The organism is Citrobacter sp. CK202, from assembly GCF_030333225.1.
Taxonomy (GTDB): domain Bacteria; phylum Pseudomonadota; class Gammaproteobacteria; order Enterobacterales; family Enterobacteriaceae; genus Citrobacter_B; species Citrobacter_B koseri.
Window position 1 is genome coordinate 376,176 of the sequence record NZ_JAOWGI010000029.1, and the last position, 22,846, is coordinate 399,021.

General features: G+C 54.2%; 21 protein-coding genes. 10 read left to right on the forward strand and 11 right to left on the reverse strand.

The window, feature by feature from the left end:
• Positions 1-9 precede the first annotated feature (9 nt).
• Complete coding sequence (locus OGX84_RS21565; RefSeq protein WP_112001564.1) at positions 10-714, reverse strand: YggS family pyridoxal phosphate-dependent enzyme; 705 nt, start codon at positions 712-714, stop codon at positions 10-12.
• 17 nt (positions 715-731) lie between these two features.
• On the opposite strand from OGX84_RS21565, the gene OGX84_RS21570 reads away from it, so the two are divergent.
• Entirely contained in the window at positions 732-1,712 is a 981-nt protein-coding gene (locus tag OGX84_RS21570; protein WP_071257863.1) for a type IV pilus twitching motility protein PilT, read from the forward strand.
• Between the two features lie 100 nt (positions 1,713-1,812).
• Here the strand turns inward: OGX84_RS21570 and ruvX are convergent, their stop codons facing one another.
• The 8 genes from ruvX to metK form a co-directional block, all read right to left on the reverse strand.
• Positions 1,813-2,229, reverse strand: a complete 417-nt coding sequence (ruvX, locus tag OGX84_RS21575) for a Holliday junction resolvase RuvX (protein WP_049010779.1) — start codon at positions 2,227-2,229, stop codon at positions 1,813-1,815.
• Positions 2,229-2,792, reverse strand: coding sequence for a YqgE/AlgH family protein (locus OGX84_RS21580; RefSeq protein WP_012135063.1), 564 nt, complete (start codon positions 2,790-2,792; stop codon positions 2,229-2,231). Before OGX84_RS21580 ends, ruvX begins: the two co-directional genes overlap by 1 nt.
• A 176-nt stretch (positions 2,793-2,968) precedes the next feature.
• Entirely contained in the window at positions 2,969-3,916 is a 948-nt protein-coding gene (gshB, locus tag OGX84_RS21585) for a glutathione synthase (protein WP_012135062.1), read from the reverse strand.
• 12 nt (positions 3,917-3,928) lie between these two features.
• Complete coding sequence (gene rsmE / locus OGX84_RS21590) at positions 3,929-4,660, reverse strand: 16S rRNA (uracil(1498)-N(3))-methyltransferase (RefSeq protein ID WP_112001698.1); 732 nt, start codon at positions 4,658-4,660, stop codon at positions 3,929-3,931.
• A 77-nt stretch (positions 4,661-4,737) separates the two neighbouring features.
• A complete protein-coding gene (gene endA, locus OGX84_RS21595) occupies positions 4,738-5,445 on the reverse strand; it encodes a deoxyribonuclease I (protein ID WP_012135060.1) in 708 nt (235 codons plus the stop codon).
• 94 nt (positions 5,446-5,539) lie between these two features.
• The gene (locus OGX84_RS21600) at positions 5,540-6,037 is read right to left on the reverse strand and encodes a SprT family zinc-dependent metalloprotease (protein WP_058668076.1); all 498 of its coding nucleotides are present in this window, start codon (positions 6,035-6,037) and stop codon (positions 5,540-5,542) included.
• Positions 6,038-6,195: 158 nt separating this feature from the next.
• On the reverse strand, positions 6,196-7,590 hold the full coding sequence (galP, locus tag OGX84_RS21605) for a galactose/proton symporter (protein ID WP_012135058.1): 1,395 nt from the start codon (positions 7,588-7,590) through the stop codon (positions 6,196-6,198).
• A 417-nt stretch (positions 7,591-8,007) separates the two neighbouring features.
• Entirely contained in the window at positions 8,008-9,162 is a 1,155-nt protein-coding gene (gene metK / locus OGX84_RS21610) for a methionine adenosyltransferase (RefSeq protein ID WP_012135057.1), read from the reverse strand.
• A gap of 415 nt (positions 9,163-9,577) precedes the next feature.
• On the opposite strand from metK, the gene yqgG reads away from it, so the two are divergent.
• The 4 genes from yqgG to speB all read left to right on the forward strand — a co-directional run bounded on the left by yqgG (position 9,578) and on the right by speB (position 13,080).
• Positions 9,578-9,715: a small protein YqgG gene (gene yqgG / locus OGX84_RS21615; protein WP_269475138.1), complete on the forward strand. Its 138-nt coding sequence runs from the start codon at positions 9,578-9,580 to the stop codon at positions 9,713-9,715.
• 97 nt (positions 9,716-9,812) lie between these two features.
• On the forward strand, positions 9,813-9,944 hold the full coding sequence (gene yqgB, locus OGX84_RS21620) for an acid stress response protein YqgB (protein ID WP_048902450.1): 132 nt from the start codon (positions 9,813-9,815) through the stop codon (positions 9,942-9,944).
• A gap of 8 nt (positions 9,945-9,952) precedes the next feature.
• On the forward strand, positions 9,953-11,929 hold the full coding sequence (gene speA, locus OGX84_RS21625) for a biosynthetic arginine decarboxylase (RefSeq protein WP_024130934.1): 1,977 nt from the start codon (positions 9,953-9,955) through the stop codon (positions 11,927-11,929).
• 230 nt (positions 11,930-12,159) lie between these two features.
• Positions 12,160-13,080: an agmatinase gene (gene speB / locus OGX84_RS21630; RefSeq protein ID WP_012135054.1), complete on the forward strand. Its 921-nt coding sequence runs from the start codon at positions 12,160-12,162 to the stop codon at positions 13,078-13,080.
• 39 nt (positions 13,081-13,119) lie between these two features.
• Here the strand turns inward: speB and OGX84_RS21635 are convergent, their stop codons facing one another.
• Both OGX84_RS21635 and loiP read right to left on the reverse strand, forming a co-directional pair.
• Positions 13,120-14,388 carry an OprD family outer membrane porin gene (locus tag OGX84_RS21635; protein WP_012135053.1) on the reverse strand — a complete coding sequence of 423 codons (1,269 nt, stop codon included), beginning with the start codon at positions 14,386-14,388 and terminating at the stop codon, positions 13,120-13,122.
• Between the two features lie 989 nt (positions 14,389-15,377).
• On the reverse strand, positions 15,378-16,136 hold the full coding sequence (gene loiP / locus OGX84_RS21640) for a metalloprotease LoiP (RefSeq protein WP_047461362.1): 759 nt from the start codon (positions 16,134-16,136) through the stop codon (positions 15,378-15,380).
• 277 nt (positions 16,137-16,413) lie between these two features.
• Here loiP and tkt point away from each other — a divergent pair, with 277 nt between their 5' ends.
• The 5 genes from tkt (at position 16,414) to glpX (ending at position 22,839) form a co-directional block, all read left to right on the forward strand.
• Positions 16,414-18,405, forward strand: coding sequence for a transketolase (tkt, locus tag OGX84_RS21645; RefSeq protein ID WP_049010273.1), 1,992 nt, complete (start codon positions 16,414-16,416; stop codon positions 18,403-18,405).
• 313 nt (positions 18,406-18,718) lie between these two features.
• A complete protein-coding gene (gene cmtB / locus OGX84_RS21650; protein WP_047461368.1) occupies positions 18,719-19,159 on the forward strand; it encodes a PTS mannitol transporter subunit IIA in 441 nt (146 codons plus the stop codon).
• Between the two features lie 27 nt (positions 19,160-19,186).
• Complete coding sequence (locus tag OGX84_RS21655; protein WP_101744087.1) at positions 19,187-20,569, forward strand: PTS mannitol transporter subunit IIBC; 1,383 nt, start codon at positions 19,187-19,189, stop codon at positions 20,567-20,569.
• Positions 20,570-20,593: 24 nt separating this feature from the next.
• Complete coding sequence (locus OGX84_RS21660; RefSeq protein WP_112001566.1) at positions 20,594-21,871, forward strand: zinc-binding dehydrogenase; 1,278 nt, start codon at positions 20,594-20,596, stop codon at positions 21,869-21,871.
• Positions 21,868-22,839 carry a class II fructose-bisphosphatase gene (gene glpX, locus OGX84_RS21665; protein WP_112001567.1) on the forward strand — a complete coding sequence of 324 codons (972 nt, stop codon included), beginning with the start codon at positions 21,868-21,870 and terminating at the stop codon, positions 22,837-22,839. Before OGX84_RS21660 ends, glpX begins: the two co-directional genes overlap by 4 nt.
• Positions 22,840-22,846: the final 7 nt, after the last annotated feature.

A 22,846-nucleotide genomic window follows, 5' to 3' on the forward strand; every position in this document is an offset into this window, starting at 1 on the left:
CAGTTTTCCTTAATTTTTTGTGTAATCACGCGCACCAAAAATAGCGGTGCCGATGCGCACCATCGTGCTACCTGCCGCAATTGCGGCGTCCATATCATCCGACATACCCAGAGAAAGGGTATCAACGCCAGGATAGCGCGTTTTCAGCCCGGCAAATGCTACAGCCATTTGGCGTGCAACTTCAAACTGCCTTACATAATCTGACTCAGGGGCGGGGATCGCCATCAGTCCGCGCAGCCTGATACCGGGAAGCTCAACCACGCTTGCCGCCAGAGCGTCCAGTTCCGTAAGCGGAATCCCGGACTTGCTGTTCTCATCGCTGATATTAATTTGAATCAGCACGTTCAGCGGCGGCAGACCTGCCGGGCGCTGTTCGCTCAGACGGTCGGCGATACGCAGACGATCGATCGTATGGCACCAGTCAAAATGTTCTGCCACCAGACGACTTTTGTTGGACTGCAAGGGGCCAATAAAGTGCCATTGCAACCCTTCGACGCCGCTTTCTTTGAAGTGGCGAATTTTCTCTACCCCTTCCTGAACATAGTTTTCGCCAAACGCCCGCTGCCCGACCGCGATGGCTTCTGCGATGGCGCTCGCAGGCTTGGTTTTACTCACTGCAAGCAGCGTAACTTCTTCTGAAGACCGCCCGCAACGCGTCGCGGCGGCTGAGATTTTGTCCCGGACATGTGCCAGGTTATGCGCGATATCGTTCATTTTCCGAGGATGTTCGTATGGATATGGAAGAAATAGTGGCCCTTAGTGTAAAGCATAACGTCTCGGATCTACACCTGTGCAACGCATGGCCTGCGCGCTGGCGTAAACGGGGAAAAGTGGAAATAGCCCCGTTTAGCAGCCCGAATGTCGAGGTTTTGCTGTCACAATGGCTTAACGACGCGCAGCGCCGGGCGTGGCAGGCGGATGGTCAGCTCGATTTTGCGGTGTCGCTGCCGGGCGAACTGCGGTTACGCGCCAGCGCTTTTCATCACGAGCAGGGCGCATCGCTGGCGCTGCGGTTGCTGCCCACTACGTGCCCGCAACTGGACGCGCTCCAGACGCCTGCCGCGCTACCCGCGCTCCTTGGCGGCGAGAACGGACTGATTCTGGTGACCGGGGCGACGGGAAGCGGGAAATCCACCACGCTGGCGGCAATGGTGGAATACCTCAACCAGCATCTCGATGGTCATATTCTGACGCTGGAAGATCCTATTGAGTACCGCCATACCAGCCAGCGCTGCCTGATTCAGCAGCGGGAGGTTGGCGTACACTGCCGCTCCTTTGCCGCCGGGTTACGCGCTGCGCTGCGTGAAGACCCGGATGTGATTTTATTAGGCGAACTGCGCGACAGCGAGACTATTCGCCTGGCGCTGACGGCGGCGGAAACGGGGCATCTGGTATTGGCGACGCTACATACGCGCGGCGCGGCACAGGCGGTAGAGCGGCTGGTCGACTCCTTTCCGGCGCAGGAGAAAGATCCGGTACGCAGTCAACTTGCAGGCAGCCTGCGCGCCGTGTTGTCGCAGAAGCTGGAAACCGACAGGCAGGACGGACGCGTGGCGTTATTCGAACTGCTCATCAACACGCCAGCGGTTGGCAATCTTATTCGGGAGGGGAAAATTCACCAGTTGCCCGGCGTTATTCAGACCAGCCAGCAGGCGGGGATGCAGACGTTTGCCCAGAGTCTGCAACAGCGGCAGGCGCAGGGCAGGCTTTAGCGAACGGTTGTGCCGGATGGCGGCCGATGGCCTTATCCGGCCTACACGCGTGCCCGTAGTTTGTAGGCCTGATAAGCGAAGCGCCATCAGGCAATTCGCTTCAGTAACCCTGCTCGAAATAGCTTTCGAGGATGATGACGGCCGAGGCGGAATCCACTTTGCCTTTGTTGAGTGCGCGATAACCGCCCTGTTCAAACAGGCCAGAGCGCGCTTCTACGGTGCTGAGGCGTTCGTCATGCAGCGTAACCGGCACGCCAAAACGGCCATGAATGCGGTTGGCGAACTTGCGGGCGCGAGCGGTGAGGGGCTGCTCTGTGCCATCCATATTGAGCGGTAGCCCGACAATAATTTCATCCGGCTGCCACTCTTTCAGCAAACGCTCGATAATGCTCCAGTCTGGCGTTCCGTCCTGCGCTTTTATCGCTGGCAGCGCGCGGGCGGTGCCGGTGATGCGCTGTCCTATCGCTACGCCGATACTTTTGGTGCCGAAATCAAATGCGAGTAAGGTTCCGCTCATCAGGCATGCCCCGCCACACCAGGCATGGTCAGAATATCAATTCCGATTAATTTGGCCGCGTCTCGCCAACGGTCGGCAATCGGCGTTTTGAACAGAATATTGAGATCGGCAGGGGCCGTGAGCCAGGCATTATCCATCAGCTCTTGCTCCAGTTGACCTTTATCCCATGATGAATAACCCAGCGCCACCAGCACCTCAGAGGGTTGCTCCGGTGTGCCTAACGTCTCCAGCACGTCGCGGGACGTGGTGATCACCGTATTGTCAGAAATGCGAATACTGGACGAAAAGCGGGAGGGCGGAGTATGTAAAATAAATCCCCGATCTTCCGCCAGCGGCCCGCCGAGCATTACGGCTTTATCCAGACGAATCGCCGGATCGCGCGGTTCAGGCGTAATCTTCAGTTTTTCCAGAATCCCTTCAATCTGTAGATTTTCCAGAGGCTTATTAATGATAATCCCCATTGCGCCATCTTCATTGTGTTCGCAAATGTACACCACGGAGCGGCGGAAAATTGGGTCCTGGAGAGCAGGCATGGCAATAAGAAAGTGATGCTGTAAATTCATTGTCAGAGGTTCTGTATCCGGGTTCAAAAAAGCAACAGCGTCCAGTATGTGGGGAAAGCGCGAAGATGTCACCCTCTGAAAATAGCTTTGCTGGATGGCAGTTTCGTCTTATCCGGCCTGTGGGGTGAAATTCCAGGCCGGATAAGACGCGAAGGCGTCGTCATCCGGCAACTAATTTACTTCTGCAAACGCGCCTCAATGGCATCCATCAGCATTCCGGTAATCGAAACCGGGAACTCCGCTTCAATTTCACGAATACAGGTTGGGCTGGTGACGTTAATTTCCGTCAGACGATCGCCGATGATATCCAGACCCACAAAAATCAGCCCTTTCGCTTTCAGGGTTGGGCCAATGCGGCGGGCGATTTCCCAGTCGCTGTCGGTAAGCGGGCGCGGTTCGCCGCGACCACCGGCCGCCAGGTTGCCACGGGTCTCGCCGCCCTGCGGAATCCGCGCCAGGCAGTACGGAACGGGTTCGCCGTCAACAACCAGCACGCGTTTGTCGCCGTCTTTAATGGCAGGCAGGTAGTTCTGCGCCATGCAATAGCGGGTGCCATGCTCGGTCAGCGTTTCGGCGATCACGCCGAGGTTGGGGTCGCCTTCCTTGACGCGGAAGATAGACGCGCCGCCCATGCCGTCCAGCGGCTTGAGAATGATGTCGCTGTGCTTCTGCCAGAAGGCTTTCAGCTGCGCTTTGTTGCGCGTGACCAGTGTTTCCGGCGTCAGGTCGGAGAACCAGGCGGTGAACAGTTTTTCGTTGCAGTCGCGCAGGCTCTGGGGCTTATTGACGATCAGCGCGCCTTTCTCTTCCGCGCGCTCCAGAATATAAGTGGCGTAGATAAATTCGGTATCGAACGGCGGATCTTTACGCATCAGGATGACATCCAGATCGGCCAGCGGCAGATCCTGCTCGTCGTTGAACGTATACCAGTTGTCATAGTTCTGCTCTACGCTCAGGGTACGCGTGCGGGCGCGAGCCTCACCGTTGATCAAATACAGATCGGCCATCTCCATGTAATGAAGTTCGTAGCCACGACGTTGTGCTTCCAGCAGCATAGCGAAGCTGGAATCTTTCTTGATGTTGATGCTTGCGATGGGGTCCATCACGATGCCGAGCTTGATCATTGTTCTTCTCCGTTAGCCCAGATCGCCAAAACGCACCTGTAGCGCGGTAATGGCGGTGAGCGCAGTTGTCTCAGTACGCAGAACGCGAGGTCCTAACAGGATATCAGTAAACTGGTAGCGGGCGGTCATGGTGATTTCATCTGCCGACAAACCGCCTTCCGGGCCAATCAACAGGCGTACGCGCTCCACGGGGAGCGGCAGGGTGTTGATACTGGCGCTGGCGCGCGGGTGAAGGTTCAGTTTCAGCCCCTCGTCCTGCTCGGCGCACCAGGCTTCCAGATCCATTGCCGGGCGAATTTCCGGCACCCGGTTACGACCACACTGTTCGCAGGCGGCAATAGCGATTTTTTGCCACTGCTGGCGCTTCTTGTTCAGACGTTCGCTGTCCAGTTTAACGCCGCAGCGCTCAGAAAAAAGTGGCGTAATGAGGCTTACACCCAGTTCGATCGATTTCTGGATAGTGAATTCCATTTTTTCGCCGCGCGACATCACCTGGCCGAGGTGAATATGCAGTGGGGATTCACGATCGTCGAGGGTGGCGCTGAGCACTTTTACATCGACGCTTTTTTTGCTGGCGTTGGTTATCTCGGCGTCAAACACCTGATTGCTGCCGTCAAACAGCTGGAGCGCCTGGCCTGGCCCCATACGCAGCACGCGTCCGATATGGTTGGCGGCGTCTTCACACAGGGAGAACTGGCTGCCGGATGTGATGGGTTCAGGGTGATAAATGCGGGGAATGCGCATAATAGAAAAATCCGCGTCATCTCCCCACGCCATCTGATCGCGTGGGGCAGGGTTAAAAATATTCCCGCTAGTGTAGGTTAGCTCTTTTGCGCCTGGCAAGCGCGTTGCACGTATGGATTGTGGTTCCCTTGTACCCTGGCGATGCGTTCGTCGCGCTCGCACTCCCAGTCCGTGACCGGATACAGCTTGTTCCAGGCGTTGAAAAGCTGCGTTTGCTGACGGGAGAGCGTCAGATTGTACTGGTCGCGCATATAAAAGTAGGTACGGGCGATCGCACCACGGGCGCGAGCAGGCGGTTCGGCGATTTTTTCCTTGAAATTGACCTTCATGGCGCACTGGCCGTACTGACCTTCGCCGCCATTCCACTGGCTGTACATGAAGTTGCCGCGATCGCCATTCACCTCGCCGACGGCGGGTTGCAGATTGTGCATGTCGCTCTCCATCTTGCGGTAGACAGGATCTTTCGCACAGTTTTTTCGCCCGCCGTCCTGCCAGCACTGACGCTGGTGGCCGAACTGCCAGGCGGGTACGACGTGTTCCCATTCAATGCGGCTGGCGCGGTTTTCATTTTTTCGGACTTTATAGCCGCAGGAGGCGAGGTCCACAACGCCTTTTTTACCCTGCCAGTTAATTTTACACCCGCAGTAGAAATCGCCGGGAACATCGGCATTGACTTTTACCCCGGCGGTTTTGGCCTGAGAAAAACTGTTGATGCCTGTAGCCAGCACCTGCCCTGAGAGCATCATCGCCAACAACGCTGCGGCAAAAGAGAAATTACGGTACATCACGAACTCCGTGTCAAAACGAGCCCGCAACGTAGCGAAAGTTGTTCTTGTATGCAATCAGGCAGATCAGAAAAGTTCCTGATTATTCTGGCGATTATTCAGCAACAAGCGGTTCGCCGCAGTGAACGCAGCGGTAGGTGGCTTCACCGCGCACGATGCGATTATGGCGGCGCACGGTGAGCTGATGCTGCTGGCATTTACAGCGGTAGGTAAAGGTATTGCGGCGAACGGATTGCAGTTCAAACTGATGCGTGCGTCTGGCAGGGACGCCCAGTACGCTTTCCATCATCCATTTCCACTCTTTGCCGTGCGGCGCAACCCGGCCAAAATGTTTCCAGACCAGCAAATGCGCCAGTTCATGGGGCACCACTTCATTAACGAACGCGTCGACGTTTTCCATCAATAGCACAGGATTGAGACGGATTTCGTAGGTTTGTAGCCATGCAGTTCCCGCGGCAGTTCCACGTTGTTGATAAACCAGCCTGGGTTCCGGGTAATGACGTTCCAGTTTGAGATTGGCCTGGGCGAGTTTTTCCCGCAGGCTGCGCATAACGGCTTGCTGGACAGCGATAGGGAGACGGGAGGTTTTCATAACGACAGAGGATAATGGGAGGTGATGGAGACTGCAAGAGGGACGCTTCACCCCGCTAAGTTTTGCCGGATGGCGGCCGACAAACCGGTCTGCGTTCAACTGAGGGCAGTAGGCCCGATAAGCTTGCGCCATCGGGCACTTACCGCTAATTATCAGCGTTAGTCGTGAGCGCCGATTTCGCGCAGCTTACGGCCTTTCATCAGGTTACGTTCAATGTGTTCCAGAGAGACGTGTTTGGTTTCAGGAACCAGCCAGATGGTCAGGATGATGAAGAACAGGTTCAGACCGGCATAGACCCAGAAGGTGTTTGCGTTGCCCAGCGTGTTGAGCATGGTCAGGAACGTTGCGCCGACGATCATATTGGCGATCCAGTTGGTGGCGGTAGAGCAGGTGATACCGAAATCGCGGCCTTTCAGCGGCTGAATTTCAGAGCACAGTACCCAAATCAGTGGGCCGGCGCTCATCGCGAACCCGATGATAAACATCAGCAACATGGCGATAGCGAAGTATTGCGCTGACGGCGAGTGAATGCCGATATGCATCATGGTGCCGAGAGTGCCCATGCCGATAGCCATGACCAGGAAGCCCAGCGTCAGCGTTGGTTTACGCCCCCAGCGGTCTACCAGGCCGATAGCGATAAAGGTGGCCAGCACGTTCGTCAGGCCAACGATAACGGTGCCCCACATCTGCTCGGTGGTATTGGTATAACCTGCCAGTTCAAAGATTTTCGGCGCGTAGTACATGATGACGTTCATCCCGGTGAACTGTTGCATCACCTGCAAAAGCACCCCGAGGAACACCGCGCGACGGAAGTTACTGTTCTCTTTAAACAGCGCCCAGCCGCTCTGTTTTACTTGCAGACTTTCACGGATCTCATCCAGCTCGCGTTTGGCTTCTGCGCTGGTATCACGCAGGCGCAGCAGTACGCGTTCGGCATCAATAAAGCGACGTTTCGCCGCGAACCAGCGCGGGCTGTCCGGCAGGAAGAACACGCCGATCAGCAGCAGAATGGCCGGAATGATGATCACGCCCAGCATCCAGCGCCATGCGCCGCTGTAGCTGAACGCGGTGTCAGACAGATAGGCGCCAAGAATACCGATGGTGATCATCAACTGGTACATGGAGATCATACTGCCGCGAATTTTCTCCGGCGCGATCTCAGACAGGTACAACGGGGCGGTGTAGGACGCGACGCCAACGGCCAGGCCTAACAGCACGCGGGAAACGATCAGCACCTCAACGTTAGGCGCGGCGGCGGAAAACAGCGAACCGGCCACAAACAGGATCGCGCCGATCATCAGGCTTTTCTTACGACCTAATTTGAAGGAGAGCCAGCCGCTGCCGACGGCACCGACGGCGGCGCCGAACATCATCGAACTGACCACCCACTCCTGAGTGTGCGCGGTAATCTGGAATTCGTCAGTGATGAAGGGTAAAGCACCGGCGATAACGCCGATATCCAGGCCAAAAAGTAATCCTGCCAGGGCTGCAAGAAAGCAGACAAAAAATGTCATGGCCTTGTTTGAACGCCCCTGTTTTTTATTGTCAGGCATGATGCCTCCGGTTGGGTTGCCAGTTTTGTTGATGCTAAGGGTAGGTGAGTAGCCCGTAAAAATATGTGATTCGAATCACGTTAGTGTAATCGTTTACACTAACATTTGATGGTGAAAGTAATTAATGCTTTGAAAACATAGAGGTAAGTGAGGCCGTTTGTATCGTGAATACGCACATTTAAGACTTAACTGAAAAAAATGTAAAGTCAGAAGAAAAATGATCATGCAAAAGGATTATTTTCAACGCGTGGCTTATAGAATGGAGGGTAAACGGTTTCATTAATCGCCGGGTGACGGCTATGCCAAAACGACAGAACCCGTAGGCCCGTGCAAGCGAAGCGACTCCGGGCAAAAGATGCGCGCACAAATACAAAAGGCCAGCACGAGGCTGGCCTTAAAAAAAGCAACGTCAGTAAATTACTTCAGACCTGCGGCATCACGCAGCAGCTGCGCTTTGTCGGTTTTTTCCCACGGGAAATGTTCGCGGCCAAAGTGACCGTATGCAGCGGTTTCTTTGTAGATCGGGTGCAGCAGATCCAGCATCTGAATCAGGCCGTACGGACGCAGGTCGAAGAACTCGCGTACCAGCAGGGTCAGCTGTTCAGAAGGCACTTTTTCAGTACCGAAGGTTTCAACCATGATAGAGGTTGGTTCAGCCACGCCGATAGCGTAAGAAACCTGAATCTCACAACGGTCAGCCAGACCTGCGGCAACGATGTTTTTCGCAACATAACGCGCGGCGTAGGCTGCGGAACGGTCAACCTTAGACGGGTCCTTACCGGAGAATGCGCCACCGCCGTGACGCGCCATACCGCCGTAGGTATCCACGATAATCTTACGACCGGTCAGACCGCAGTCGCCCATCGGGCCGCCGATAACAAAACGACCGGTTGGGTTGATGAAGAATTTCGTCGACGCGTTCAGCCATTCTGACGGCAGGATCGGCTTGATGATCTCTTCCATCACCGCTTCCTGAAGCGATTTCTGGTCAATTTCTTCAGCGTGCTGAGTAGACAGCACTACCGCGTCGATGCCGACAATTTTGCCGTCGTCATACTGGAAAGTGACCTGGCTTTTCGCATCCGGGCGCAACCACGGCAGCGTGCCGTTTTTACGCACTTCAGCCTGACGCTGTACCAGACGGTGCGCGTAGGTGATCGGCGCTGGCATCAGCACGTCAGTTTCATTGGTCGCGTAACCGAACATCAGGCCCTGGTCGCCCGCGCCCTGTTCCAGCGGATCGGCACGGTCAACGCCCTGGTTGATATCCGGGGACTGTTTGCCGATAGCGCTCAGCACGGCGCAAGAGTTGGCGTCAAAGCCCATGTCGGAATGCACATAGCCAATCTCACGGACCGTGTTACGGGTGATCTCTTCGATATCAACCCATGCGCTGGTCGTGATCTCACCGCCAACTAAAACCATACCGGTTTTAACGTAGGTTTCGCATGCGACGCGCGCTTTCGGATCCTGTTCCAGGATCGCATCCAGCACGGCATCAGAGATTTGGTCAGCAATTTTGTCAGGATGCCCTTCTGATACGGACTCGGACGTAAAAAGGTGTTTTGCCATGTTTTATTTCACCTAAGGAGAATTTGGTTAGCTCAAACTGTTGTGTGGAATAGCCAAAGCAGAGGATTCTACCAAGGCTTGCAGGTTGATGACACTGGCAGTCTGAGTGTTAATCAGTATGGATGGATTAACATCTGGATGGCTATTTTAGGTCACTTCTTCACCCGATTTCCAGTTTTTTTTGAATCAACTCTCGTTGCGTTGAAAACACGACTGGAAATTTTTCAGGACACTGCTGGCAATGTGCGCATTTATGCTTTGCATTTTTCCCCTCTTGTCGGTATAAAACGCGGCGCGCGGCTCATACTAAAAAGCACACGACGGATTCCTCGTGTCGCCACTTCCAGCCGGGCTAAAACGTTGCTTTGGCTTAGAGGCTTGTCTTACGGGGCGGCCGTGGAGGTGATACGAGATAATGAACCGTTGTATTCTGCTGAATCTGTCGCACCGTTCTGGTGTGCGCATGTCCCCCGCAATCTGCATCTCTGCTTTGCATACCTGCCGATGTTATACCCATCTCGGCGCTTCTCAGGACTCCAGAGCCGGTCGGTAACGGAAGACTGAACAAGGGCGCTCTTGTTGAAACAAGAGTTTTCTCGTGGTTTCGCCGAACCGTCATACTTAAGTTCGGTTACGTGTTTTACAATGATATGAAAAAGAAACCGGTCGCGCAGGCGGAGTGTCAGCACTATCTGCTGGAAAATACGTCTGTTTATGGGTTGTTATCGCGTCTACGGATTGCGATAGTAGTCAACTGTTTTACACTTGTTAATAAAATTTGAGGTTCGCTATGTCTGACGACATGTCTATGGGTTCGCCTTCGTCAGCAGGCGAACAGGGTGTACTACGCTCCATGCAGGAGGTTGCAATGAGCTCCCAGGAAGCCAGCAAGATGCTGCGTACTTACAATATTGCCTGGTGGGGCAATAACTACTACGACGTCAACGAACTGGGACACATCAGCGTGTGCCCGGACCCTGACGTCCCTCAGGCGCGCGTCGATCTCGCCAAACTGGTGAAAGCTCGCGAAGCGCAAGGCCAGCGTCTGCCTGCGTTGTTCTGCTTCCCGCAGATCCTGCAACACCGTCTGCGCTCCATTAACGCGGCGTTTAAACGTGCGCGTGAATCCTACGGTTATAACGGCGACTACTTCCTCGTTTATCCGATCAAGGTCAACCAGCACCGTCGGGTGATTGAATCGCTGATTCACTCCGGCGAACCGCTGGGGCTGGAAGCCGGTTCGAAGGCGGAGTTGATGGCGGTTCTGGCGCATGCCGGAATGACCCGCAGCGTGATCGTCTGTAACGGCTACAAAGACCGTGAATACATCCGTCTGGCGCTGATCGGCGAAAAGATGGGCCACAAGGTCTACCTGGTCATCGAGAAGATGTCAGAAATCGCTATCGTGCTGGATGAAGCCGAGCGTCTGAACGTGATCCCGCGCCTGGGCGTGCGTGCGCGTCTGGCCTCGCAGGGTTCCGGTAAATGGCAGTCTTCCGGCGGCGAAAAATCCAAATTCGGCCTGGCGGCGACGCAGGTGCTGCAACTGGTTGAAACCCTGCGTGAAGCCGGGCGACTGGACAGCCTGCAACTGCTGCACTTCCACCTCGGCTCGCAGATGGCGAATATCCGCGACATTGCCACCGGCGTGCGCGAATCCGCCCGTTTCTACGTTGAATTGCATAAGCTGGGCGTCAACATTCAGTGTTTCGACGTCGGCGGCGGTCTGGGCGTGGATTACGAAGGAACCCGCTCGCAGTCTGATTGCTCCGTGAACTACGGTCTGAACGAATACGCTAACAACATCATCTGGGCGATTGGCGACGCGTGTGAAGAACACGGTCTGCCGCACCCAACGGTGATCACCGAGTCTGGCCGTGCGGTAACTGCGCACCATACCGTGCTGGTATCGAACATCATCGGCGTGGAGCGTAACGAATATACCGTGCCCACCGCGCCTGCCGACGACGCGCCGCGCGCGTTGCAGAGCATGTGGGAAACCTGGCAGGAGATGCACGAGCCGGGCACCCGTCGCTCGCTGCGTGAATGGCTGCACGACAGCCAGATGGACCTGCACGACATTCACATTGGCTACTCTTCCGGGACGTTCAGTTTGCAGGAACGCGCCTGGGCGGAACAGCTTTACCTGAGCATGTGCCACGAAGTACAGAAACAGCTGGACCCGCAGAACCGTGCGCATCGTCCGATCATCGATGAGTTGCAGGAGCGTATGGCGGACAAAATGTACGTCAACTTCTCGCTGTTCCAGTCAATGCCGGATGCGTGGGGTATCGATCAACTGTTCCCGGTGCTGCCGCTGGAAGGGTTGGATCAGGTGCCTGAGCGTCGCGCGGTGCTGCTGGACATCACCTGTGATTCCGATGGCGCGATCGATCACTACATCGACGGTGACGGCATCGCCACCACTATGCCGATGCCGGAGTACGATCCAGAGAACCCGCCGATGCTCGGTTTCTTTATGGTCGGCGCCTATCAGGAGATCCTTGGCAACATGCACAACCTGTTCGGCGACACCGAAGCGGTTGACGTGTTTGTCTTCCCGGATGGCAGCGTGGAAGTTGAGCTGTCTGACGAAGGGGACACCGTGGCGGATATGCTGCAATACGTACAGCTCGATCCGAACACGCTGCTGACCCACTTCCGCGATCAGGTGAAACAGACCGGTCTGGACGATGCGCTGCAACAGCAGTTCCTCGAAGAGTTTGAGACGGGGCTGTACGGGTACACTTACCTGGAAGACGAGTAGCCGCTGATGCCCGGTGGCGCTGCGCTTACCGGGCCTACGAATATAGGCCGGATACGGCGAAGCCGCCATCCGGCAGAATGCTATACTCACTTGAACCCGTATGAATTAACGGCGATAATTCGCCCCAATAAGCGATTTACGAATCAATCCCTTCCTCGTCGGGTTTAACGACGCGGAGGGGATTTTTTTTCATCTGTTTTTAATGTATCGACTTTAAAAGAGGTCAGGACATGAGCACTTTAGGTCATCAGTACGATAACTCCCTGGTTTCCAACGCCTTCGGCTTTCTGCGTCTGCCGCTGAATTTCCAGCCTTATGACAGCGACGCCGACTGGGTGATCACCGGCGTACCGTTTGATATGGCGACTTCCGGTCGTGCGGGCGGCCGCCACGGCCCGGCGGCAATCCGTCAGGTTTCCACTAACCTGGCCTGGGAGCACAACCGCTTCCCGTGGAACTTCGACATGCGCGAGCGCCTGAACGTTGTGGACTGCGGTGACCTGGTCTATGCGTTTGGCGACGCGCGCGAGATGAGTGAAAAATTGCAGGCGCATGCGGAGAAACTGCTGTCAGCCGGTAAACGTATGCTCTCCTTCGGCGGCGACCACTTCGTGACCCTGCCGCTGCTGCGCGCTCATGCAAAGCACTTTGGCAAAATGGCGCTGGTGCATTTTGACGCGCATACCGACACCTACGCGAACGGCTGCGAGTTTGACCACGGCACCATGTTCTACACTGCGCCGAAAGAGGGATTGATTGACCCGAACCACTCCGTGCAGATTGGTATTCGTACTGAATTTGATAAAGACAACGGTTTCACCGTGCTGGATGCCTGCCAGGTGAACGATCGCGGCGTGGATGACATCATCGCGCAGGTTAATCAGATCGTTGGCGATATGCCGGTCTACCTGACCTTTGATATCGACTGTCTGGACCCGGCGTTCGCACCGGGCACAGGGACGCCGGTGATCGGCGGCCTGACTTCCGATCGCGCCATTAAACTGGTGCGCGGTCTGAAAGATCTGAACATCGTCGGGATGGATGTGGTGGAAGTGGCTCCGGCTTATGACCAGTCCGAAATCACCGCGCTGGCTGCGGCGACCCTGGCGCTGGAAATGCTCTACATTCAGGCGGCGAAAAAAGGCGAATAAGTGCTTCCCCCTCTCCGTCATCAGGAGAGGGGTTTTAACTTAAAAGATGTTAAACGGATATTCCACGTAAGCGCGAATCTCGTTGCCGCTAACGTTATAGTCGCTGGCGTTGCTGGACACGCGTAATACGGAATAGCGCAGCTTCAGTTTCAGGTCTTTTGCCATGCCGTCCTGAACCTGGTATTGCACCTGGTTGAACCACTCGTGCTCTTTGCCGTTGCTGGTTGCCGATGTTTTGATGTTATCGCCGCGAACATAAGCGGTTGTCCAGCTCAGCCCCGGTAAACCGAGACCGGCAAAATCCAGTCCATATGACGCCTGCCAGGAACGTTCGTCTTCACCGTTAAAATCAGACCAGTAAGAGTTCGCCAGCCAGATGGTGTTGCCGCCATCGCCGACGCCGCCCTGATCGCGATAGCTGCCGTAGTGATAACCGGTGCTGCCGCTGCTTTGCTGATACGCCACTTTAAAGGTATGAATATCCCAGATATAACTTGCCGCCAGGCTCCAGATGCTGTTGCTGCGGCCAGTATTCAGGCTATCGGCGTAACCGGAATCCAGACGTGAGTTGTAGCCGTTGAAGTCCAGCACCAGCTGCTGTCCGGTGCTGAAAGGCTGTTTGAAGTTCAGCCCCAGATACTGTTTGTTCAGCACATCTTCGACGTGCGAGGCATACAGGGCGCCGCTGAACTGATCGTTAAACTGGTAGCTCGCGCCGCCGAAAGAGAGGCTTTTCAGGCCGCTGTTGTGGCGGTCGTCGCTTTTGCGCTGCTCGTCGGTGAAATAACCGGCATTAATCTCCAGACCGTCGATCTCTCTGGAGGTCAACATGGTGCCGGTGAAGCTTTCAAACAGCAGACGGGAATCGTCGGCGTAGACGATCGGGAGCTGCGGACGCTGGTTGCCGTAGCTCAGGACGGTGTTGGAGATGCGCATTTTGGCGGTTGCGCCAAATTTTGCCAGATCGGATTTCGCGCGGCCGTCGCTGTCTTGTTTGAAGAAGTCGATACCGCCTGCGCCACTGCGGCCACGGCCGCCGTCCAGACGCACGCCATACTGCGCAATACCGTCAACGCCAAAGCCGATCAGACCTTCGGTATAGCCGGATTCAAAGGTGGCGACAATGCCCTGGCCCCATTCGGCTTTGTCCTGTACGCCGCCCTGATAGTCGCGGTTAATCCAGGCGTTACGTAAAAAGAGATTTAAATGGCTGTCATTAACAAAACCCTGGCTGTCGGATTGTTGGCTGGCAATGGCAGGCAATGCGGCGAATAAACTTAATGCGATTAACGATATTTCTTTTTTCACTGAGGGAACTTCTCTTTATGGATAATATCAAATTGAATTGCTGCGTTACGGATAGTTACCTGAATAATTATTGATTGCAAACATTTTGTGACAAAGGCTTACAGCCGTTGGCGTGCCGGCCATATCGGGGCTGGACTATTTTATATTTTGTCTGTGGCGTTAAAAGAAGTGATAAAACATGCCGGGGAATATAAATACTAAAATAATCCTCTATCAGAGAATAAAACGTCGAATATATCGCTACTGTTTATATTCTGATATTTAACGTTCTGTGCGCTTAAGTTATCAATTTATGCGTTATAAAAATGGGGTAATTACCATTTGAGCGCTATTCTGTCTGCCGGGAGAATATTTAGCCAGGAAGATTGTTTCCGTTCACCTGATGTTCAACATTCCTCTGAAAACTCAGTACTCGTGAACGTGCAAGGGAGGCTCGCCGCCGCCTCCCTTGCAACCCAGGCTCTCCGGCAAGGAAAATCGCCGCTGCGCGGTTCATTCGCCTTATTCCGTCTGCCTTTCGGGTCGGGGCCGAGCCTGCGTCCCGGCAGGCCGTCCCCTCCGCCCGCGTCCTTGCGGGCGGACCCGGTCAGCCGTCAACGTCTCATCGATTTTCAGCCGGAACAGGGGCATTGCTGCAATGCTCTGATTTTCAGCCGCACCGGTTTTGCTGTTAAAAAAAAACCGTGGAAATGGTCAGGTGTGGGCGGGTCCGGCTGAAAATTGCCGACGTGTTTCCGTAAGGCCGGAGGAACCCGCATGGATGCGGGTTCAGGGCGCGTTTTGCAGGGACGCTACCTCGCGCCCGCCCCGGTAGCCTGGAGGAATAAGCGGAGGGTATTGCGAAGCAACAATTTTCCCGCCGGGAGCCAGGATTGTTAAGGAGGCGGCGACGAGCCTCCTTAACACGTTCGCAAATGCTATGGTTTCAGACAGGTAACGAACATAAGGCGAACGGAACAGCTAACAAGAGCTACATGTTGCTCTCGTTTTTATTTAATACCGTCTGCCGCCATTCGGTCGCGAATATGCTGGGCACGTTCGGCGGAGGCCGGGTGATCGTCAAACATGGAGCTTTGACGTCCCGCTTCCAGCTTCGCCAGTTTCTCAAAACTGGTTGCCAGCCCGGCCGGACTGATGCCGCGTTTGCGCAACAAATCATAGGAGTAATCATCCGCTTCGGACTCCTGGCGCTGGGAGAACTGTGAGTTCACCAGTTTCTCGCCAAGATCGCCCAACTGTGACTGCGACAGACTGCCGACAATACCGCCAGCGGAAGCGGCTGCGGCGCGAACCGCGTTAGTCCCCAGCGCAACCTGCATCCCTTTCTTCACATGGCCGAGCGCAACGTGTCCCATTTCGTGGCCGATGACCGCCTCCACTTCGTTATCGGTCATGATGTCCATCAGGCCGCTATAGACGCGGATACAGCCGTTCGCCATTGCAAACGCGTTAACGTCTTTCGCCACATAGACTTTGTAATTCACCGGCTGGCCGTTGATATTGTCGCCGAGCGCAGAGGCGATTTTGGTCAGTCGCTTCGCGTATTCGCTGCTGGCCGGGGCGATCGTCGCCTTGCTGTCCATTTCCGTACATGCCTGGTCGCTGAGCGCTTTTACTTGCTCATCACTAAGGCTGTAAGCCTGAAAAGCGCCTGCACCTGAAGCGAGCAGTCCATTGGAGTCCATATTCTGGCAACCGGTCAGAACCGTCGCCATGCTCATAGCAAGCAGTAAAGCGCGAATTTTCATGTTTTCTCTTCCGCACGAAATCAGGATTGTTCTAAAAGTGCGCCTTGTGTCGATGAACCAGCGCCACGCTAAGTATAAAGAAAAGAACGACAAGGGGGTGAGCAGATTGCGCAACATGCGAACACGATCCGGAGATTTCTGAAGCGGCGAAAGGATGCTCCATGTACATGGCTCGCGGCTTGGGTTACATTGTTGGCACTTTTTTCCGGCGTAGCCCAAAACGCGCTGTCGTCAAGTCGTTAAGGGCATGGCCTTCATCATCCGATCTGGAGTCAAAATGTCCTCACGTAAAGAGCTTGCCAATGCTATTCGTGCGCTGAGCATGGACGCAGTACAGAAAGCCAAATCCGGTCACCCGGGTGCCCCTATGGGTATGGCTGACATTGCCGAAGTCCTGTGGCGTGATTTCCTGAACCACAACCCGCAGAACCCTTCCTGGGCTGACCGTGACCGCTTCGTGCTGTCTAACGGCCACGGCTCCATGCTGATCTACAGCCTGCTGCACCTCACCGGCTATGACCTGCCGATGTCTGAGCTGCAAAACTTCCGTCAGCTGCACTCCAAAACGCCGGGCCACCCGGAAGTGGGTTACACCGCAGGTGTTGAAACCACCACCGGCCCGCTGGGCCAGGGGATTGCGAACGCGGTCGGTATGGCGATTGCGGAAAAAACACTGGCGGCGCAGTTCAACCGTCCAGGCCACGATATCGTGGATCACTTCACCTATGCCTTCATGGGCGATGGCTGCATGATGGAAGGTATTTCCCATGAAGTCTGCTCTCTGGCAGGAACGCTGAAGCTGGGCAAACTGATCGCGTTCTACGATGACAACGGTATCTCTATCGATGGCCACGTTGAAGGCTGGTTCACTGATGACACCGCTAAACGTTTCGAAGCCTACGGCTGGCACGTTGTGCGCGGTATCGACGGTCACGATGCTGAAGCGATTAAACGCGCGGTTGAAGAAGCGCGCGCCGTTACTGACAAACCGTCCCTGCTGATGTGCAAAACCATCATCGGTTTCGGTTCCCCGAACAAAGCGGGTACGCACGACTCTCACGGCGCGCCGCTGGGCGATGCTGAAATCGCACTGACCCGCGAACAGCTGGGCTGGAAATACGCGCCGTTCGAAATCCCGTCTGAAATCTATGCGCAGTGGGATGCGAAAGAAGCCGGTCAGGCAAAAGAAGCGGTCTGGAATGAGAAATTCGCCGCCTATGCAAAAGCCTTCCCGCAGGAAGCCGCTGAATTTACCCGTCGTATGAAAGGCGAAATGCCGTCTGACTTCGACGCGAAAGCGAATGAATTTATCGCTAAGTTGCAGGCTAACCCGGCGAAAATCGCCAGCCGTAAAGCGTCTCAGAATGCGATTGAAGCGTTTGGGCCGCTGCTGCCTGAGTTCCTCGGCGGTTCCGCTGACCTGGCGCCAAGCAACCTGACCCTGTGGTCGGGTTCTAAAGCCATCAACGAAGATGCTGCGGGTAACTACATCCATTACGGCGTGCGCGAGTTCGGTATGACCGCCATCGCTAATGGCATCTCCCTGCACGGTGGTTTCCTGCCGTACACCTCTACCTTCCTGATGTTCGTGGAATATGCCCGTAACGCGGTGCGTATGGCTGCGCTGATGAAACAGCGCCAGGTGATGGTCTACACCCACGACTCCATCGGTCTGGGCGAAGATGGCCCGACTCACCAGCCGGTAGAGCAGGTGGCTTCTCTGCGCGTAACGCCGAACATGAGCACCTGGCGTCCGTGTGACCAGGTTGAATCCGCAGTGGCGTGGAAATACGGCGTTGAGCGTCAGGACGGCCCGACCGCGCTGATCCTCTCCCGTCAGAATCTGGCGCAGCAGGAACGTACCGAAGAGCAGCTGGCGAACATCGCGCGCGGTGGTTATGTGCTGAAAGATTGCGCCGGTCAGCCGGAACTGATCTTCATCGCAACTGGTTCTGAAGTTGAGCTGGCCGTTGCCGCATGGGACAAACTGTCTGCCGAAGGCGTGAAAGCGCGCGTGGTCTCCATGCCGTCTACCGACGCGTTCGACAAGCAGGATGCCGCTTACCGTGAAGCCGTACTGCCGAAAGCGGTTTCCGCTCGCGTGGCAGTGGAAGCGGGTATCGCTGACTACTGGTTCAAATACGTGGGCCTGAATGGCGCTATCGTCGGCATGACCACCTTCGGTGAGTCTGCGCCTGCTGAGCTGCTGTTCGAAGAGTTCGGCTTTACCGTTGATAACGTTGTCGCGAAAGCAAAAGAACTGCTGTAATCACGATACAACTCCGAACGGGTCGCTCAGGCGGCCCGTTTTTTATAAAGAGATTATAACTAATTTCGTTCAGACAAGTAGCTATGTATGATCTAATTCACATATTTGATATTTAGTGATTTGATGTAATTGTGATGAATAGCACATAAATACAGTTGCTTTTTATTTTTATGTTTTTAACTGTCTGTTTTTATTGAGTTCTAAAAAAACACTTTCTCCTTCTTCGCATTTTTCCCCTCGATTGATTTCGCTTTGCCGCGCGAGTATTTTGTTTTTAACGATAAGCAGTACCCTATATAAATAAGGATAATTTATGCGGCTGATTGATTATTTCCCTGAATCGTCAATAGCAATAAAAAATTCAGCGACTGACTGGCGCGAAGCAATTGATTTTTCCATGTCCTCTCTGCTTTCTCATGACTATGTTAACTCACGGTATATTCAGGCCATTAAAGAGTCCACATTAACCAATGGACCTTATTATATTCTGGCGCCAGGCGTCGCAATGCCGCATGCGCGTCCTGAATGTGGTGCTTTAAAAACGGGGATGTCGTTAACACTCCTCCGGCAAGAAGTGAAGTTTACAGAAGATGATCCGATCAAACTATTAATCGGTTTATCCGCCGCAGATGCGGACTCTCACATTGGCGCTATTCAGGCGTTAAGTGAATTATTATGTGAAGATGAAATTCTTACTGAGTTGTTAACAGCGACATCTGAAAAACAGCTAGCGGATATTATTGCTCGCGCATAATTAATTTCTCCTCTACAGGATATTATTATGGAACACAAGTCTGCTCGTGCAAAGGTCCAGGCTTTTGGGGGCTTTTTGACTGCAATGGTCATTCCCAATATCGGCGCATTTATTGCCTGGGGGTTTATTACTGCCTTATTTATTCCAACCGGTTGGCTACCGAATGAACATTTTGCCAAAATAGTTGGCCCTATGATCACCTATTTGCTGCCAGTTATGATCGGTTCTACTGGCGGCCATCTGGTGGGTGGGAAACGAGGCGCGGTGATGGGGGGAATTGGTACGATTGGCGTCATTATCGGCGCGGATATTCCTATGTTCCTCGGCTCAATGATCATGGGGCCACTTGGTGGGCTGGTGATTAAACATATCGACCGACTGCTGGACAAGCGTATTCCCGCTGGCTTTGAGATGGTGATTAATAACTTCTCTCTGGGTATTGCCGGGATGCTCCTGTGCCTGCTGGGGTTTGAGGTGATTGGCCCGGCAGTGCTCATCGCGAATAATTTTGTGAAAGAGTGTATTGAATCGCTGGTGCATGCCGGTTATCTGCCGCTGCTGTCGCTTATTAACGAACCCGCGAAAATTCTCTTTCTGAATAACGCGATTGATCAGGGCGTCTATTACCCGTTAGGGATGCAACAGGCGTCGGAGACGGGGAAATCGATTTTCTTCATGGTGGCCTCTAACCCTGGCCCGGGATTAGGGCTGCTGCTGGGCTTTACCTTCTTTGGCCGTGGTATGAGCAAAAAGTCCGCGCCGGGAGCGATGATCATCCACTTCCTGGGGGGGATTCACGAGCTGTACTTCCCGTATGTACTGATGAAACCGTTAACGCTGATTGCGATGATCGCTGGCGGGATGACGGGAACCTGGGTGTTTAATCTGTTAGGCGGTGGACTGGTTGCAGGCCCAAGTCCAGGTTCGATTTTCGCGTACCTTGCGCTGACGCCGAAAGGATCTTTCCTGGCTACGATCGCGGGTGTAACGGCGGGAACGCTGGTGACCTTCATCGTGACTTCGATCATCCTGAAAATGGAAAAGAGCGTTGAAACGGAGAATGAAGAAGACAATTTCGCAGAGTCTGCGAAAGCCGTGAAGGCAATGAAACAGGAAGGCGCATTTTCTTATAAGAATATTAAACGTATCGCTTTTGTCTGCGATGCCGGAATGGGTTCCAGCGCGATGGGGGCAACGACATTCCGTAAGCGTCTGGAGAAAGCCGGTCTGGTGATTGCGGTGGCTCATCATGCTATCGAAAATGTTCCTGATGACGCCGATATTATCGTGACGCATGCCAGCCTTGAGGGCCGCGTTAAGCGTGTGAGTAATAAACCCACGGTGTTAATTAAAAATTACATCGGTGACCCACTGCTGGATGAATTATTTAAAAAACTCATCGCGGATTAGCATCATCAATTTTTCGGAGTAACTATGAAGACCAAAGTAGCTGCTATTTATGGTAAGCAGGATGTTCGCATCCGCGAGTTTGAATTGCCTGAAATTACAGATAATGAACTGTTAGTGAGTGTAATATCAGACAGCGTGTGTTTATCGACATGGAAAGCCGCCACGTTAGGTAGCGAGCATAAACGTGTGCCTGATGACTTAGAGAATCACCCGGTTATTACTGGTCATGAGTGTGCAGGTATTATTGTTGAAGTGGGGAAAAACCTGACCGATAAATATAAAAAGGGACAACGTTTTGTGTTGCAACCGGCGATGGGGTTGCCCAGCGGATATTCAGCGGGATATAGCTATGAATATTTTGGCGGCAATGCGACGTATATGATTATTCCTGAGCTGGCGATTAACCTCGGCTGTGTTTTACCGTATCACGGCTCTTATTTCGCGGCGGCGTCACTGGCAGAACCCATGTGCTGTATTATCGGCGCATACAATGCGAACTACCACACGACGCCTTATGTTTATGAGCACCGTATGGGGGTGAAACCCGGCGGTAATATTGCGCTTCTGGCGTGTGCCGGGCCGATGGGGATCGGCGCCATTGATTATGCCATCAACGGTGGTATCCAGCCTTCGCGAGTGGTGGTGGTCGATATTGATGAAGCCCGTCTGTCACAAGCGAAAAAACTGCTGCCGGTCGAGCTGGCGGCGGCGAAGGGGATTGAGCTTGTTTATGTGAATACCAGCGGCATGGAAAACCCGACGGCAAAACTGCGTGCGCTAACGGAAGATGCGGGTTTCGATGATGTTTTCGTTTACGCCGCCGTCCCGGCAGTGGTGGAAATGGCCGATACACTGCTGGCTGAAGACGGTTGTCTGAACTTTTTCGCGGGCCCAACGGATAAAGATTTTAAGGTTCCGTTTAACTTCTACAACGTGCATTACAACAGTACCCATGTTGTGGGAACATCCGGCGGTTCGACCGATGACATGAAAGAGGCCATTGCGTTGAGCGCCACAGGGCAACTACAGCCTTCATTTATGGTAACGCACATTGGCGGGCTGGATGCCGTCCCGGAAACGGTGCTTAACCTACCCAATATTCCGGGCGGGAAAAAACTCATTTATAACGGTGTGACTATGCCGCTGACCGCTATCGCCGATTTTGCCGAAAAAGGAAAAACCGACCCGTTATTCAAAGCGCTGGCGCGTCTGGTTGAAGAGACGCACGGCATCTGGAATGAAAACGCGGAGAGATATTTGCTGGCGCAGTTTGGCGTAGATATTGGGGAGGCGGCGGCATGATGTCTCTGGCGTGGCCGCTTTTTCGGATTACGGAACAGGCAGCGCTTGCTGCCTGGCCGCAAACCGGATGCGGCGATAAAAACAAAATCGATGGACTGGCGGTGACAGCCATGCGTCAGTCATTAAATGAAGTCGCCATGCGGGGCAAAATTGTTATCGGCGAAGGCGAAATCGACCATGCGCCGATGTTGTATATCGGTGAGGAGGTCGGAACCGGGACAGGGCCGAGCGTGGATATCGCCGTCGACCCGATTGAGGGAACGCGCATGGTGGCGATGGGGCAGAATAATGCGTTGTCCGTGATGGCGCTGGCGCCGCAGGGGAGCCTGCTGCATGCGCCTGACATGTATATGCGCAAACTGGTGGTTAACCGTCAGGCGAAAGGGGCGATTAACCTCGCGTTATCACTGGAAGAGAACCTGCGTAATATTGCCGCTGCGCTGAATAAGCCGCTCACGTCGTTGCGTATGGCGACGCTGGATAAACCGCGCCATCAGGCGGTTATTCAGCAGGCCGAGCAGCTTGGCGTTAAGGTGTTTGCTTTGCCGGATGGCGATGTCGCCGCCAGCGTATTAACCTGCCAGCAACATCATCCGTTCGATGTGATGTACGCTATTGGCGGCGCGCCGGAAGGGGTGATATCAGCCTGTGCCGTGAAGGCGCTTGATGGTGATATGCAGGCTGAGTTGATTGACTTTTGTCAGGCTAAAGGTGAAACGGCGGAACACCGATTGATCGCGAACGATGAGTTACGTCGCTGTAAGCAAATGGGTGTCGCGGTGAACCGGGTTTATACGCTGGATGAACTTGTGGGAAGCCAGGATATTCTGTTTTCAGCAACGGGCGTAACGGGAGGCGATCTGTTACATGGCGTGCAGAAAACGGAAAATGGCGTCAGTACGCAAACATTACTGATCGGCGGCATCGATCGAACGTGTAATATAATAGACTCTCTGCATTGCTGGTGATTTATCG

Excerpts from the sequence above, each read along its gene's own strand:
- speB (WP_012135054.1), top strand. The coding sequence starts at position 12,160 with ATGAGCACTTTAGGTCATCAGTACGATAACTCCCTGGTTTCCAACGCC.
- galP (WP_012135058.1), bottom strand. The coding sequence starts at position 7,590 with ATGCCTGACAATAAAAAACAGGGGCGTTCAAACAAGGCCATGACATTT.
- yqgG (WP_269475138.1), top strand. The coding sequence starts at position 9,578 with ATGAACCGTTGTATTCTGCTGAATCTGTCGCACCGTTCTGGTGTGCGC.
- OGX84_RS21570 (WP_071257863.1), top strand. The coding sequence starts at position 732 with ATGGATATGGAAGAAATAGTGGCCCTTAGTGTAAAGCATAACGTCTCG.
- cmtB (WP_047461368.1), top strand. The coding sequence starts at position 18,719 with ATGCGGCTGATTGATTATTTCCCTGAATCGTCAATAGCAATAAAAAAT.
- endA (WP_012135060.1), bottom strand. The coding sequence starts at position 5,445 with ATGTACCGTAATTTCTCTTTTGCCGCAGCGTTGTTGGCGATGATGCTC.
- OGX84_RS21565 (WP_112001564.1), bottom strand. The coding sequence starts at position 714 with ATGAACGATATCGCGCATAACCTGGCACATGTCCGGGACAAAATCTCA.
- loiP (WP_047461362.1), bottom strand. The coding sequence starts at position 16,136 with ATGAAAATTCGCGCTTTACTGCTTGCTATGAGCATGGCGACGGTTCTG.
- OGX84_RS21580 (WP_012135063.1), bottom strand. The coding sequence starts at position 2,792 with ATGAATTTACAGCATCACTTTCTTATTGCCATGCCTGCTCTCCAGGAC.
- speA (WP_024130934.1), top strand. The coding sequence starts at position 9,953 with ATGTCTGACGACATGTCTATGGGTTCGCCTTCGTCAGCAGGCGAACAG.
- ruvX (WP_049010779.1), bottom strand. The coding sequence starts at position 2,229 with ATGAGCGGAACCTTACTCGCATTTGATTTCGGCACCAAAAGTATCGGC.
- yqgB (WP_048902450.1), top strand. The coding sequence starts at position 9,813 with ATGAAAAAGAAACCGGTCGCGCAGGCGGAGTGTCAGCACTATCTGCTG.
- OGX84_RS21655 (WP_101744087.1), top strand. The coding sequence starts at position 19,187 with ATGGAACACAAGTCTGCTCGTGCAAAGGTCCAGGCTTTTGGGGGCTTT.
- gshB (WP_012135062.1), bottom strand. The coding sequence starts at position 3,916 with ATGATCAAGCTCGGCATCGTGATGGACCCCATCGCAAGCATCAACATC.
- glpX (WP_112001567.1), top strand. The coding sequence starts at position 21,868 with ATGATGTCTCTGGCGTGGCCGCTTTTTCGGATTACGGAACAGGCAGCG.
- metK (WP_012135057.1), bottom strand. The coding sequence starts at position 9,162 with ATGGCAAAACACCTTTTTACGTCCGAGTCCGTATCAGAAGGGCATCCT.
- OGX84_RS21660 (WP_112001566.1), top strand. The coding sequence starts at position 20,594 with ATGAAGACCAAAGTAGCTGCTATTTATGGTAAGCAGGATGTTCGCATC.
- rsmE (WP_112001698.1), bottom strand. The coding sequence starts at position 4,660 with ATGCGCATTCCCCGCATTTATCACCCTGAACCCATCACATCCGGCAGC.
- OGX84_RS21600 (WP_058668076.1), bottom strand. The coding sequence starts at position 6,037 with ATGAAAACCTCCCGTCTCCCTATCGCTGTCCAGCAAGCCGTTATGCGC.
- tkt (WP_049010273.1), top strand. The coding sequence starts at position 16,414 with ATGTCCTCACGTAAAGAGCTTGCCAATGCTATTCGTGCGCTGAGCATG.